The organism is Nitrosovibrio sp. Nv17 (genome assembly GCF_900119085.1).
GTDB lineage: Bacteria > Pseudomonadota > Gammaproteobacteria > Burkholderiales > Nitrosomonadaceae > Nitrosospira.
The window spans coordinates 91,036-105,799 of record NZ_FPIQ01000004.1 but is presented as its reverse complement, the minus strand read 5'-3'; the positions used below and the strand labels follow the sequence as shown (position 1 = coordinate 105,799).

General features: G+C 65.3%; 9 protein-coding genes. 5 read left to right on the top strand and 4 right to left on the bottom strand.

Annotation, left to right across the window (positions count from 1 at the left end):
• Window positions 1-8 precede the first annotated feature (8 nt).
• On the bottom strand, window positions 9-989 hold the full coding sequence (locus tag BT108_RS14095) for a PEP-CTERM sorting domain-containing protein (protein ID WP_143142386.1): 981 nt from the start codon (window positions 987-989) through the stop codon (window positions 9-11).
• A gap of 108 nt (window positions 990-1,097) precedes the next feature.
• Window positions 1,098-1,427, bottom strand: coding sequence for a DMT family transporter (locus tag BT108_RS03865; RefSeq protein ID WP_072293289.1), 330 nt, complete (start codon window positions 1,425-1,427; stop codon window positions 1,098-1,100).
• Between the two features lie 161 nt (window positions 1,428-1,588).
• On the opposite strand from BT108_RS03865, the gene BT108_RS03860 reads away from it, so the two are divergent.
• From BT108_RS03860 to BT108_RS03840, 4 genes are all read left to right on the top strand, one after another.
• Entirely contained in the window at window positions 1,589-2,758 is a 1,170-nt protein-coding gene (locus BT108_RS03860) for a DUF1207 domain-containing protein (RefSeq protein ID WP_143142385.1), read from the top strand.
• 77 nt (window positions 2,759-2,835) lie between these two features.
• Entirely contained in the window at window positions 2,836-4,623 is a 1,788-nt protein-coding gene (recJ, locus tag BT108_RS03855) for a single-stranded-DNA-specific exonuclease RecJ (protein WP_072293228.1), read from the top strand.
• Between the two features lie 87 nt (window positions 4,624-4,710).
• On the top strand, window positions 4,711-8,166 hold the full coding sequence (gene mfd, locus BT108_RS03850) for a transcription-repair coupling factor (protein ID WP_072293227.1): 3,456 nt from the start codon (window positions 4,711-4,713) through the stop codon (window positions 8,164-8,166).
• A gap of 166 nt (window positions 8,167-8,332) precedes the next feature.
• Window positions 8,333-9,994, top strand: coding sequence for a sensor domain-containing diguanylate cyclase (locus BT108_RS03840; RefSeq protein WP_255369601.1), 1,662 nt, complete (start codon window positions 8,333-8,335; stop codon window positions 9,992-9,994).
• Between the two features lie 28 nt (window positions 9,995-10,022).
• Here BT108_RS03840 and BT108_RS03835 read toward each other — a convergent pair whose 3' ends face one another.
• A complete protein-coding gene (locus BT108_RS03835) occupies window positions 10,023-10,796 on the bottom strand; it encodes an SH3 domain-containing protein (RefSeq protein WP_072293224.1) in 774 nt (257 codons plus the stop codon).
• Window positions 10,797-11,322: 526 nt separating this feature from the next.
• Between BT108_RS03835 and serB the strand changes: the two genes are divergently transcribed.
• Window positions 11,323-12,168, top strand: coding sequence for a phosphoserine phosphatase SerB (gene serB, locus BT108_RS03830; RefSeq protein ID WP_072293223.1), 846 nt, complete (start codon window positions 11,323-11,325; stop codon window positions 12,166-12,168).
• A 30-nt stretch (window positions 12,169-12,198) separates the two neighbouring features.
• Here serB and BT108_RS03825 read toward each other — a convergent pair whose 3' ends face one another.
• Complete coding sequence (locus tag BT108_RS03825) at window positions 12,199-14,742, bottom strand: TonB-dependent receptor (RefSeq protein WP_072293222.1); 2,544 nt, start codon at window positions 14,740-14,742, stop codon at window positions 12,199-12,201.
• Window positions 14,743-14,764 lie beyond the last annotated feature (22 nt).

Genomic DNA, 14,764 nt, shown 5'->3' with positions numbered 1-14,764 from the left:
TACACCCTCTACCGCATCCGTACCCGGACGGAGGCCCCGCCACGCCGGCGCATGATCCGCATGCCCGCCAGCCCCAGGCCCAGGAGCAGCAGCGTGGCAGGCTCGGGCACGGCGTTCGGATCGCCGGGCCGGACATTGCCGGGATCGGGCGGCTCGACGATGATGCCGCCATCTCCGGGTCCAGGCAGGCCTGGATCGAAGGGATCGCCGGGGTTGCCAGGGTTGCCGGGATTGCCTGAACCACCGGGACCACCCGGGCTGCCGGAGCCAGGACCGCCCGGGTCCCCGCCTCCCTTGCCGCCCGGGCCTCCCCCCGAGCCGCCGCCTCCACCTCCGCCACCCGCCCCCCCCGGGATCCCGCTCACGCCGGCAAGCGTCCGTCCGCCCCCTCTTTTTCCTCCGCCACCCGCCCCCGAGCAGAAACCATCGTCCCACCACCCCAATTTCTGTACCCTTCCCTGCGGGCGGTACAGACAATCATGCCGGTAATCCCGCCGTCCGCGAAGCACGGGCCCGGCTTCGCCCATGCCTTCCTGCCCACCTCCCGCATGCCCTCCCGACGCCCCCATATCCAGGGAATCCAGGGCCAACGTGGCAAAAAAGCCGCTCATCGTATCCTCGTCCTCCAGCTCCCCGGGCGCTTCCTCATTTCTCGCAAGGCGCTCCAGAAGCAGGCTGAACACCGCAAATTCGCCGGCCTGCGTGGTAAACGGGGATTGCCCGAAAACCCGGGAAGCATCCCGGAGCCAGCCCGGGACACCGAAAGGATCCGGATCCGCACGGCCCTCGGTGCCCCCATCCGACGGCGGGCGGACAGGAAACAGGACACTCCCCCGCCAATGCGCGCCGGCCCGGGCGCCCCCCTGCTCCATCGCCGGGCCGTCGGACCCGATATCCGCCCAGACGACCTGGGCGATGGAAACCGCACCGGCGCCTGCGGGCAGCCACGCGATCAGCGCGAATGCCGATCGCAGCAAAAATTTTTCCATGGTCATCGCCGACCTCGTCCGAGCATCGGCCCGGCAATGGTGCCGGGCAGGATTGCATGGTAGCAGTCCTGCCGATGAAGACCATTGGACGTTGGTACACCCGCCGGATCAGTGCGCGATCGACTTGGAAAAAAGCTGGAGCACGAGCACGCCGGCCACGATGAGCGCCAGGCCGATGATGGCGGGCGCATCGAGCGCCTGCCCGAAAACCAGCCAGCCGATCAGGGCGATCAGCACGATTCCGGCACCGGACCAGAGGGCGTACGCAATCCCTACCGGAATCACCCGCAAGGCCAGCGACAGCAGGAAGAAGGCGGCGGCGTAGCCCGCCACGACCAGCAGCGTGGGCCATGGCCGGGTAAAGCCGTCGCTCGCCTTCAGTGCGGAGGTCGCCACCACCTCGCACAGGATCGCGACGGCAAGAAACAGATGGTGCATCGACATTCCTCCAGATCTTCCCGGCGGAGCGGCACCGCCATGCCGCGGAGCGTGCGGCAACGCACCGACCGCCCGCGCGGCAGCCGCTAGTGTATGGCGATCCGCTCGCGACTGGCACCCTTCCCCGGGACGATCCCGCCACATCCACCCCAGGAGCCGACATGCCGGAAGAAATCCCCCACGGGCCCCGTTGCCCACGTCCGGCCGATATGATGGCCTCGTGGCTCATCGCCGTCGCCCTGTCCTTCCCGTCCCACGTTGCCGCCGCCCCCAGCGACGACTATCTCGCGGGTTATGCCGCCAGCCTACTCCGGCACGAGTCTGGCGTGGATCCCTCTTCCCTGATCGTGCGCAACGGCACGATCGCTGTGCCGGTCGCCCATCTCGCGCCGGCACAACGTGCACGTGTCCTGGCAATGCTTTCCGAGATCCCGGGCGTCGTCAGCGTCGCCGCCCTGGAAGACGCGGCGCCCGCCCTCCGTTCAGACATGGCGGCCGATACCGGGCCGACCGGAGGCGGCAGCCTTTCCGCAGACCCTGCGGAAGCCGCCGCGATGCTCGCGACCGGCATCCTCCCCTCCGGCCACCTGTTTCAGCCGCTGCTGGCTGATCCGCGCTGGGCCCACTTCTCGGCCGCCTATCGCAACTACATCGGCAACAACATCGATGGCAACAACAACGGCGCCGTCAGCTTCGGCGAGACGATACCATTCTACCGGGCCAATCTGGGAGACACCATCATCCAATGGGAAACCGGCCTGCAGGCCGGCGTCTTCAGCGACTTCAACCTGGATGCGAGTTCGTCCGACCTCATCAACACGGACTTCATCGCCGCTGCCTACGTGAGCGCGCGTGCGCGCCGCTTCTCCGCTTTCGGCCGCGTATTCCATCAAAGCTCGCACCTGGGCGACGAGTTCCTGCTGCGCACGACGGTGCAGCGGGTGAACCTCAGCTACGAAGGCGCCGATCTCAGGCTGTCGTACGAACTGCCGTACGGCTTCCGCATGTACGGCGGGGGAGGCGGCATCTTCCACAAGCAGCCCTCGTCCATCAAGCCCTGGTCGATCCAGTACGGGGTCGAATTCAGGAGCCCCTGGCGCATCGACTTCGCGGCGATGCGGCCCATTCTGGCGGTGGACATGAAGAACTGGGAGCAGAATGACTGGAATCTCGACATCTCCGCCCGTGCGGGGGTGCAGTTCGACAACCTCCAGGCGTTCGGCCGCAAGCTGCAGTTCATGGTGGAATACTTTCACGGAAACTCCCCGATCGGCCAGTTCTACAGGGAAAGGGTCGAGTACATCGGCATCGGCGCGCACTATCACTTCTGAACCCGCGCGAGGCCGGCGGACGCGACCACGGCGTACGCCAAGGTATACTAGGATAACCTGCATCCCCGTTCCTGCACATGCCCAGCATCATCGTCCGTCGCTACCCGGCGCAGGCCTTCGACGCGCTCGTCCGGCACGGCCTGCACCCGGTGCTGGCCCGCGTCTACGCCGCGCGCGGCATCGATGCGCCGCACCAGCTCGACGCGAAGCTGTCGCAGCTGATCCCGTTCGAGCGCCTGAAGAATGTCAATGTCATGGCTGCGAAGCTGGCCGATGCGATCCGGGCGGACAGACGCCTGCTGATCGTGGCCGACTACGATTCCGACGGCGCCACGGCGTGCGCGGTGGGCATGCGCGCCCTGAGGGCATTCGGCGCGACGGTCGGCTATCTCGTCCCCAACCGTTTCGAATACGGCTATGGCCTCACCCCGGAAATCGTGCGGCTGGCCGCCGCCATGCCGCTGCCGCCGGACATCATCCTGACGGTGGACAACGGCATCGCCAGCGTGGAGGGCGTGGAGGAAGCCGGCCGCCTGGGCATGCAGGTCTTCGTGACGGATCACCATCTGCCCGGAGACCGCCTGCCGCCGGCTGCCGCCATCGTGAACCCCAACCAGCCCGGCTGCGGGTTTCCCAGCAAGCATCTCGCCGGCGTAGGGGTGATGTTCTACCTGATGCTGGCCCTGCGCGCGGAACTGCGCGCACGAGGCCGGTTCACGGCGCTCCCGAGGGAACCCAATCTGGCCGCCCTGCTGGATCTGGTGACGCTCGGCACCGTGGCCGACATGGTGAAGCTCGACGACAACAACCGCATCCTGGTGCACCAGGGCCTGCAGCGCATCCGCAGGAAACTGGGCTGCGCCGGCATCCATGCCCTGCTGCAGGTCGCACGGCGCGACTTCAGGCGGACATCCGCCTACGACCTGGGCTTCGCGGTCGCGCCCCGATTGAATGCGGCAGGCCGGCTCGACGACATGTCGCTGGGCATCGAGTGCCTGATCACCGACGACGTCTCCCGTGCCGCGCAACTCGCCTCGCAACTCGATGCGCTCAATCGCCAGCGCCGCGAGATCGAGGCAGACATGCGGGATCATGCGCTGTCGATGCTCACCGCACTTCCCGTGGCGGAGCCGATGCCGGAGCGAGCGGCCGGGGTGGCGAACGCCCCCGCCGCCTACAGCCTGAGCCTGTTCGATCCCGGCTGGCACCAGGGCGTGATCGGCATCCTCGCTTCGCGCATGAAGGAAAGGTTCCACCGTCCCGTGGTCGTCTTCGCACCGGGCAACGAGGGTGAAATCAAGGGATCGGGCCGATCCATCGCGGGGTTCCACCTGCGCGATGCCCTGGATCGGGTGTCCAAGCGCCATCCTGGACTCCTGCTGAAATTCGGAGGACACGCGGCAGCCGCGGGGCTCACCCTGCGTGCCGATGACTTCGAAGCCTTCCGCCACGCCTTCGAGGAAACCGCCCAGGCGCTGCTGACGCCGGCCGATCTCGCGCAGTGCATCGAAACCGACGGCACGCTGGAGGCGTCGGAACTCGATCCGGAGTTGGCGCGGCGCCTGACGGAGCAGGTATGGGGACAGGGCTTCGCCCAGCCGACGTTCTGGTCGCGCTTCAGGGTGGCGACGCAGCGGGTCGTGGGGGAAAAGCACCTCAAGCTCAAACTGGAAAGACTGGAAACGCGGATCGGCGCGCAATCCCCCGGAATGCCGGAACGCCTGCATGAAGCGGTGCTGTTCTCCTGCACCGCTCCCTTGCCGGAAATCATCGATGCGGTATACCGCATGGAAATCAACGAGTTCAACGGCAATGCGGGCCTTCAGCTCATCCTCGATCACTGGTGCGCGCCGGGCGACGGATAGAGGGTGGGGCGCGATGCCGCACCTTTCAATATGGCATCAGGGCGTATATCATTCGCTGCCCATCGACGACAGCCGCCCTACCCCCTGATGTTGCCCAAATTGCCGATCCCCGCACCCGGATCGATCGCCCGCTACCCCCGTCTGGAAGGATCGAGCGATGCCCTCGCTCTTGCAAGGCTGAGCCGGCACGCCCGGCCGCTCGTCATCATCACGGAAAGCGCGCTCGCCGCGCAAAGGCTGCTGGAAGAAATCCCCTTCTTCTCGCCAGAGCTGCAGATCCGCCTGCTGCCGGATTGGGAGACGCTGCCCTACGACGCCTTCTCGCCCCACCAAGACCTGATTTCCGAGCGCCTCTCCACGCTCTATCGGTTCATGAACGACGCCTGCGACCTGTTGATCGCACCCGTCACCACCGCCCTGTACCGCATGCCGCCGCCGGAATACCTTGCCGCCCACACCTTCTTTCTCAAGCAGGGCGACACGCTCAGGCTGGATGCGCTGCGCAGCCAGCTGAGCCTGGCCGGGTACACCCACGTCACCCAGGTGCTCGCTCCGGGCGAATACAGCCTGCGCGGCGGGCTGATCGACCTGTTCCCCATGGGCAGCCCCATACCCTACCGCATCGACCTGCTGGACGATGAAATCGAAACCATCCGCACGTTCGACGTGGATACGCAGAGAAGCATCTATCCCGTGGGTGAAGTCCATCTGCTGCCGGCACGTGAATTTCCTTTCGATGAGGAAGGCCGCACCTCCTTCCGCAGCGGCTTTCGCGAAGCGTTCGAAGGCGATCCTTCGAAAAACCGCCTGTACAAGGACGTCAGCAACGGAATCGCGCCCGCGGGCATCGAATACTATCTGCCCCTGTTCTTCACGCACACGGCCACGCTGTTCGACTACCTGCCCCGGACTGCACTGCTGTGCCTGCACCACGACGTATATACCGCGGCCGAAAATTTCTGGCTCAACACGCGTTCACGCTATCAGCTGCTGCGCAGCGACACCGATCGCCCCCCCCTGCCGCCGGGGAAACTGTTCATCACCACGGAAGACTTCTTCGGTGCGCTGAAGCCCTATCCGCGCATCGACATTCCCGCCGAAGCCCGGACGGTTGCAGGCACCGGACAGGCCACGCAACCGCTCCCGCCGCTGCAGATCGATCGCCGCGCCGACCATCCCGCAGAGAACCTCGCCCGGTTCATCGCGGAATTCACCGTCGGCCGCCAGCCCGAGGGACGGATACTGCTGCTGGCGGAGAGCCTCGGCAGGCGCGAACTGATCCTGGACCATCTCAGGCAGTATGGATTGTCTCCCGGGGTCTGCGACGGCCATGCGCAATTCATGGCCGCCACGCAACCGTTCATGCTCGGCGTGGGGCCGCTGCACAACGGCTTCATACTGGCCGACGAGGCGACAGCCTTCGTTACCGAAGGCGAGCTCTACGCCCGGCATCTGCACGGCCGCCACGAGCGCGACACCCGCAAGCCGACATCGGTCAGCGATGCCATGCTGCGCGACCTCTCCGAGATCAAGCCAGGGGATCCGGTCGTGCACGAACAGCACGGCATCGGCCGCTATCTCGGACTCACGAGCATGGACATGGGGGAAGGCATCACTGAATTCCTGTCGCTCGAATACGAAGGGGGGGACCGCCTCTACGTCCCCGTCTCGCAGCTGCATCTGATCGGACGCTACAGCGGTGCGGCGCCCGAGACCGCACCGCTGCACCGGCTCGGCAGCGGCCAGTGGGACAAGGCGCGCCGCAAGGCGATGCGGCAGGTGCGCGACACCGCCGCGGAATTGCTGGATCTGTACGCCCGGCGATCCACCCGCGAGGGACATGCATTCGGCCTCGAACAGCACGACTACGAGGTGTTCGTCGAAGGCTTCGGCTTCGAGGAGACGCCCGATCAGATCGCGGCGATCGACGCGGTGATCCGGGATCTGACATCGGATCGCCCGATGGACCGCCTGATCTGCGGCGATGTCGGCTTCGGCAAGACGGAAGTGGCCCTGCGCGCCGCCTTCATCGCGGTCGCGGACGGCAAGCAGGTGGCGGTGCTGGTGCCCACCACGCTGCTCGCAGGACAGCACTTCCAGAACTTCTCCGACCGCTTCGGCCTGATCGCGGACAAATGGCCGGCCAGGATCGCGGAACTGTCCCGCTTCCAATCGGCGCGGGAGCAGGCCCAGGCGCTGGCGGGACTGGCCAGTGGGCAGATCGACATCGCCATCGGCACCCACAAGCTGATACAGAACGACGTCAGGTTCAAGAACCTGGGCCTGGTCATCATCGACGAAGAGCATCGTTTCGGCGTGCGCCAGAAGGAGCAGCTCAAGAACCTGCGTGCCGAGGTCGACGTGCTGGCGCTGACCGCGACCCCCATTCCCCGGACGCTTGCCATGTCGCTGGAAGGATTGCGCGACTTCTCCGTGATCGCCACGGCGCCACAGCGACGGCTCGCCATCAAGACCTTCGTCAACCGCTTCTCCGAGGGCGTCATCCGCGAGGCCTGCCTGCGGGAATTGAAGCGTGGCGGCCAGATATACTTCCTGCACAACGAAATCGGCAACATGCAGCCGATGCACGACAGGCTCGTGCGGCTGCTGCCGGAGGCGCGCATCCGGATCGCCCACGGACAGATGCGCGAACGCGAACTGGAAGACGTGATGAAGGATTTCTACCAGCAACGCTTCAATCTGCTGCTGTGCACCACCATCATCGAGACCGGCATCGACATTCCCACCGCCAACACCATCATCATCCATCGCGCGGACAAGTTCGGCCTTGCCCAGCTGCACCAGCTGCGCGGACGCGTCGGCCGTTCGCACCATCAGGCCTACGCCTACCTGCTGGTGCCGGAGGAAGAGGCGCTGGGCACCCAGGCCCGCAAGCGCCTCGAAGCCATCCAGGCGATGGAGGAGCTGGGAGCGGGGTTCCATCTCGCCATGCACGACCTGGAAATACGGGGCGCCGGCGAGATTCTGGGAGACTCCCAGAGCGGCGACATGCAGGAAGTCGGCTTCAGCCTCTATACCGCCATGCTGGATGCGGCGATTCGCTCCCTCAGGCAGGGCAGGGAACCGGACTTCCAGCAGCCCCTGGACATCACCGCCGAGATCAATCTCCATGCGCCCGCCCTGCTGCCTGAAACCTACTGCAACGACGTGCACGAGCGCCTGATCCTGTACAAGCGCCTGGCCCACTGCGCCAGCGAGGCGCAACTGGAGGACATGCGCAGCGAACTGATAGACCGCTTCGGGCTGATGCCGGAACCCGCCCGGACGCTGCTGGACTGCCACCGCCTGCGCATCGCCGCCAAGCCGCTGGGCATCGCCCGTATAGAGGCCGGCAGCGACTCGATCCAGATCCAGTTCGTTCCCGATCCCCCGGTCGATGCCGTCCTCCTCATCCAGCTGATCCAGCGCAGCCCCGACTACGGGCTGTCAGGTCAGGACCGCCTCAGGATCCGGGTGAAGAGTACGGACGTGGCCCAGCGCGTCGCGCGCGTCATGGAGCTGATCAGGGAGCTAAGTAAATGAAAATCAGTGGAATTGAACAAAATATGGATACGATGTAGTATTCTGCTCATCAGGCATCGCGATGAAATGCCGGAAAATGATGATCTTCGGGATGAGGGAGCTGGCAAGGGGGTGCAGATCCGCATCCACCTCGCGTGTTTTCTGAAGCACTCTTTCGAATCCGGGCATGCTGCGACTGAACAGCATAAAAAGCAAGCTGATGGTGTTTGCCATCATTGCCACGCTCATCCCCTCGGTGGGATTGGGATTGCTGTCGTTCTGGCAGAACGAGGAGCAGATCAGCTCCACCATCACGCGCGAACTGCGCACCCTCACCAACGACGCCAGCCGCGAGATAGCCCTCTGGGTCGAGAAGCGCGCCCACGAAGTGCGGGTGTCATCCACCTCCAACGCGGTCATCGACGGGTTGTCGGCAGTGTCGCGGCCCCGCGCCCTCGTGCGCCCGGGCGCGCATACGGCGAATCCGGACGCGCTGGCGCACTACCTGAGATCGGTACTGAGCAGGCTCGACACCCTGCGGGAACTGACGGTCGTCGACGCCACGGGCCGGGTCGTGGCCAGCAGTGCGGCTGCCGCTGCTGCGGTGGAGCTTCCACAGGAATGGCCCCCGAACTCGCTCACGGAAGGCCTCGTGATCGCGCCGCCGCGGTGGAACGAGCACCATGCCGCCGCGACGCTCAGCATCGCCATGCCGGTACTGTCCTACGACAATCTGCTGATGGGCGCGCTGATCGCCGTGCTCGACCTGCGCTCGCTGCAGCCCCACCTGAAAAGCGCCACGAAATCGCCGCTGGGCGAGATATTCCTGCTGGATGACGGCGGCAAGATACTCATCGGCAGCCAGATCGGGGCGGAAGCGCAGCAGCCTCTGGATGAACCCGTGCTGCGCCAGCTGCAGGCGCAACCCTCCCAGTCGATGATTTTCCGGGGCATGTCGCACCGCAAGGTCATCGGGCTGGCCGACCCGGCCGAGAACCTGCCGATCACCATCGTCGCGGAACGCGACCATGCCGAGATCTACCAGGCCTGGGCGGGATTGCGCAACATGTTTCTCGCATTGGTGGGCGCGATGCTCGTCGTCGTGGCGGCAGTGGCCTTCCAGATGGGCCGGTCGATCGTTGGACCCCTGCAGCGGCTGATGGCCGCGGCCGACAAGATCGCCGGCGGCGACTTCGAGGTACAGCTGACCGCGGCACGCAACGACGAACTGGGGCGCCTCACGAAAGTGTTCATCCAGATGACGAACACGCTGCGCCGCCATCACGCCGAGATCATGGCGGCCAACCGGGCCATGCAGAAACAGAACGAGATGCTGGAAACGCTCTCCGTCACCGACAGTCTGACCGGCCTGTACAATCGCAGCAAGCTCGACACCATCCTCAGCGACGAGTTTGCACGCTACAAGCGCACCCGCCGGGAGTTCACCCTGCTGATGATGGACATCGACCACTTCAAGACACTCAACGACACCCACGGCCACGTCGCAGGGGACGGGATTCTGGCGGCAGTTGCGGGAATACTCGCGCAATCCATTCGCAGCATCGACTATGCAGCCCGTTACGGCGGCGATGAGTTCATCGTCGTCCTGGTGGAGACCGCCGCGGACCAGGCGTTGAAGACGGCGGAACGCATCCGCTCCCAGGTGGAAAAGATCCACTACGACGCCAACGGATCCAACCTCAAGATCACGGTCAGCATCGGCGTGGTGCAATGCCAGCCGAACGACCTGACGCCGACCGCGGTACTCACCCGCGCCGACGATTCCCTGTACCAGGCCAAGCGCGCCGGTCGCAACCGGACGTTCCTCGCAGCCGTATCGAACCAGTAGGGGACAGTCCCCGCTCCGGGGGCGCGCGCTACCTTTCGGTCTCCGGCGGCTCCACCAGCGTACCCAGCACCCAGCCGGACTGCCCGTCGGCCGCCTGGACCTGCAGCCAGTCCCCCTGGTAGGCCTCCGCGGTCACCGCCACATTTCTCTTCAGTACCACGAGGATCGCGGCGCCGAGCGAGGGCGCCTGGCGCAGGTTGGTGTTGACCGCGGTGCGCAGCGGTATGGGTGCCTCGAACGGCGTCGCCGCGCGATGCGCATCCGATGTCCGGGAAACCCGGTTGCTCTTGAGCATGTCGATGAAGCCGCGGGCGTGCGCGGCATGCTCCACCGCGGCGACGTGATTGTCCTGAGCGTAGGCCGCCGCCGCCATGCTCAGGAAATACTGCGCCAGCGCCTGTATCCCCTGCTCGGATGCGGTGAGAGGGGACGCCCGCAGTGCTTCCATGGCGACTTCGGCCTCCGCGATCGTGGACGCCGCGGCGGGCCGTGTCGCCAGGCGACGCAGCTTGACCTGGGCGTGCACGGCCTGGCTGCTGGTTTCCTTCAGGGTCTTGGCCTGATCCTTCTGGCGCACCTGCTGGGTACGGATCTTCCCCTCCTTCTCCGTCAGCAGTTTTTCGAGGCGCTCGATCTCCTGCTGCTGGGATTCCTTCTCCACCTCCTTTTCCGCCAGAAGCTTCTCCAGGCGCTCGGCCTCCTGCTGCCACCGGGTATCCGGTGTTGCTGGTTCGGCGGGAGGCTCGGGAGGCGGAGGAGGCGAAAAGACGCCGCAGCCCGCCATGCCCAGGCTTAACAGCATGGATACGAGGCCGCAGGCGGCACGCCCTGCACAAACCTTCCCCGACCCGTACAACAACCCGCTTCTCAGCATCATGCGCGCCCTCGCCCCCACGCTTCGAGGGCTCCATACCGGTTGATTGAAATGATAACGTACTTGCTACTGTCTTCGTCCCGCCGCCTGCAGGCTGGCGGCATTCCCGCCATGCCGCATGGTTAACGGCCGATGATATCCGAACTTGATGCCGTTGCCGACTCCTGGATTATCCCGAAAGGACCGGACATTCCCTGTGGGGAAACCCACCTCCCGGACAACGGACCCCGAGACAATCGGCAAGTGCCGCATCCGCCATGCCGGCGCCGGTGAAAACCGGGCTTTACCTGTATAATGGGTGCAGCGCCGTCTCCGGAAATCCGCAACAGATATCCGGGATCGGGCATGGTCCCGCCATGCCCCGTGGGTTTCCAGGGGCTGCCGGCTTTCAAGACGCGATCCGCCTCACCGGATCCTTTTTATTTCCGACCCGGTCTTCCCGGTACTGCCATTCATGGATCTCATCATTCAAGGTTTCGACATCGCCAACCACGACCTGCGGGAGTTGGCAAAGCTTGCGGGCGCCGGCCAGATCGAACGCATCACCGGCGAGGCCTTCCGCCTGAAGGATGCGATCAGGCGGGAGCATGTCGCGGACTACTGTGGCGAAGCCGGACTGGACTTCGCCTTCGTGGAACAGGCACTCCCCCTCGAGGATTTCGGACTGCTGGCCATGGACATGGACTCGACGCTGCTCGCGATCGAGTCCATCGACGAGATTGCCGACATGCATGGCGTCAAGCCCCAGGTGTCGGAGATCACGCAGAGGACCATGCGCGGGGAAATCGTCTTCGCCGAAGGCCTGCGCCAGCGCACCGCCCTGATGCAGGGACTGGAGGAGGACGCCCTGCAGCGGGTCTACGACGAGCGCGTCCGGCTCAGTCCGGGCGCGGAGAAGATGCTGCAGCGCATGAAGGCGGCGGGCGTCAGGACCATGGTCATCTCCGGCGGATTCACCTTCTTCACCGACCGGATCAAGGACAGGCTGGGACTCGACTACGCCGCGGCCAACACCCTCGAGATCGTGGACGGCAGGCTTTCCGGCAAGGTGCTGGGCGAGATCATCGGCGCCAGCGGCAAGGGCGAGTGGGTCAGGCGCACGCGCGAGGCGCTGGGGCTCAGGCGCGAACAGGTGATCGCCATCGGCGACGGCGCCAACGACCTGAAGATGATGGAGGAAGCCGGTGTCAGCATCGCCTACCATGCCAAGCCGGTAGTGCAGGCGAAGGCTACCTACGCCCTCAACCACGTGGGCCTGGACGGCGTGCTCAACCTGTTCAGCCAGCCTTCCGGGTCCTGATTCCATCCGCATCCCCGGCCGCCCGGCCGCTCAGTAGCTGAACGCCGCCTCGACCAGGAAGGTGCGCTGCGGATAGGGGTGGAAGACGTAGGCCTTGTCGTTGTTCAGGTTGGTGATGCCGAAGGACACCCGGCTCTTCAGGCCGTTCTGCAGCCTGAAGCGGTAGCTGGTCTTGAAGTCCAGGAAGAAGAAGTCGCTCTGGGCGCCGAACACGTTGTTGACATGGTCCCGGTTGTCGAGGTCGTTGAAGGAGTCGCTGGTGTAGCGGCCCGAGAACGCGATGTCCCAGGCCTCGGTAGCGTGGTAGGTGGCGAAGAAATTGGCGCGCCAGTGCGGCAGGCGGATGCGCTGCTTGCCGGTCAGTTCGAAATCGGCGGATGTCCCGGTGGTTTCCGTAAACCTGATGCGGGGTCCCCTGTCGACCTTGGCGTTCATCCAGGTGCCGTTGAACATGAAGTCGAACTTGGATCCCAGGATACGGCGCTGCTCGTAGATCAGCTCGACCCCGGTGGTGCTGGTGCGGTCGATGTTCTGGAACGAATTCTGGGTGACGACACCAGAAACCGACAGCACCTGCTGGATGGCGTCCTTGATGTCGTCGCGGAACGCGTTCACGCGGACGTAGCCCCGCGGCAGCCCGTACTCCACCATGAAGTTGTGGTGCGTCCCGTTCTCCGGCCGCAGCGCCGCATTGGCGGTGACGATGCTGGTGGGCGTGCTCAGTGATTGGAACAGCTCCGCGATGACCGGGAAGCGGTGCGCCCGCCCGAAGGAATAGCGCAGCTTCCACGCCCCCGGTTCGTAGCCCAGCGAGACCTTGGGCGACAGCGCCGAGATGTTCCGGTCGGGTACCGAGACACTCCCTCCCGAAGTGCCCACGACCCCGTCGGAAGCGGCCCACCACTCCTGCCGCGCGCCCACCGTCACGTCCCAGTCCGGCATAAAGCGGTACGCCGACTGGGCGAAGATGGCGTGGGTGGAAGTGCGCCCGTCGTTGCTGCGGTTCGCCTGCAGGGCGCCGCGTGCCTGTGTGGCGTAGTCCGTGAGCGCATACTGGCGGAAGCTCAGGTGGTACAGGTCGAAGTGGTAGCCGCCGAGCAGCGAGATGCGATCGTTGCCCAGGAAGGCGGGGGTGCTGAGCTTGAGGTCGTAGTTGAGCCAGTTGAACCGGCGGAAATCCTGCAGCTGGCCCTCGCCGGTGTTCGCCGGATCGTTCCTGTTGTAGAAGGCGGTGGCGCGGAGGTCCTTGAGCACGTCGAAGTGGCTGAGGGTGCTGTCGACGAACCAGTTGTCGGTCAGGGCGCCGCGCAGCTGCAGCCCAAGGTTGAGCGTCTCCCGCTTGTCCTCACTTCCCCCGAAACCCCTTTGCACCACATCGAATCGGGTACCCTCCAGCGAGGCATCGCCGGGCAACACGCAACATGCTGGTGCAGATCCTCCCCAATAAGGCTGACCGGACGCCTGCGACAGATAGTTTCGTGGGCGGTTCGCGCTGCGCGTGCGGTCCTCGTACGCCACGGTGAGGATGGCCTGGAGCTCGGGGGTGAGGTCGTAGCCGAGCTTGCCCTTGAACAGGTGGGTGTTGACCTTTTCCGGCCCGGTGTCGCCGTAGATGACGCTGGGCGTGCCGCGCGTGTCGGGGGTTCGAACCCCCCCGCTCACCGCCGTCCCTCCAGCGGTTTCGGATAGCCCGGTGTTGTCGATGAAATAGGACTGCGGATGACTCTGCGCCTCCAGCCGGTTGTAGGCCAGGAACACCGACAACCGGTCGTGGAAGCGGTTGCCGTAGGAGACGTACTGGCGGTCGCCGATGAAGGTGCCCTTGTCGGGCCCGTAGATCTTGAACGGCTGGATGAAGAGGCTGGTCTCGACGTAGAATTCCTGCTTGCGCGGCATGCGCGTCTTCAGGTTGATCACGCCGCCGATCGAATTGCCGCTGTACTCGGCCGAGAACGGACCATACACGATGTCGACGGCGTCGATCTCGTTCGGTCCCACCATGGACCAGCGCGGGGCGCCGTTGAAGGACGCCTGCAGGAAATTGTGCAGCGGCAGGCCGTCGGCGTAGACCATGTTGCGCGCCGTCGAGAACATGTCCGCGCCGCGAATGCCGAGCACGCCGTTGGGGTCGCCGACGTAGCGCTGGCGTATCTGCAGGCTGGGCTGGTACTTGAGCACTTCCTCCGTGGTCTGCGCGTTCTGCAGCTCGATCTGCGACCGCGTCACCCGGGTGGATGGCGAGGTGTAGTGCGAATCCCGTTCCACTTCGCCGGTGACGACCATCTCCCGGAACACCGTCACCTTCCGGGTGTCCGCCGGGGCCTCCGGTTCCGCCCCGTCCTTCACGGTTTTTTCCTCCTCGCCCGGGCCGGCCGCGCTGCTCTGCGCGACCCGATCGGCACGCGCCGAAGGCAGGGTGTCCTCCGATGTCCCAACCGCAACCGGGGAGGCAGAGATGCGCGTGGCGCGGCCCAACTTCGCCTCATCCGCCTCTTCGTGGAGGGTTTCGGCCCCCCGGGCGTAAACGGACGACACGGCCAGTACGCCCGCAAGAGCGATGCTGAAAGACTTCATCTTGATTGTTCCGCGTGTGCTG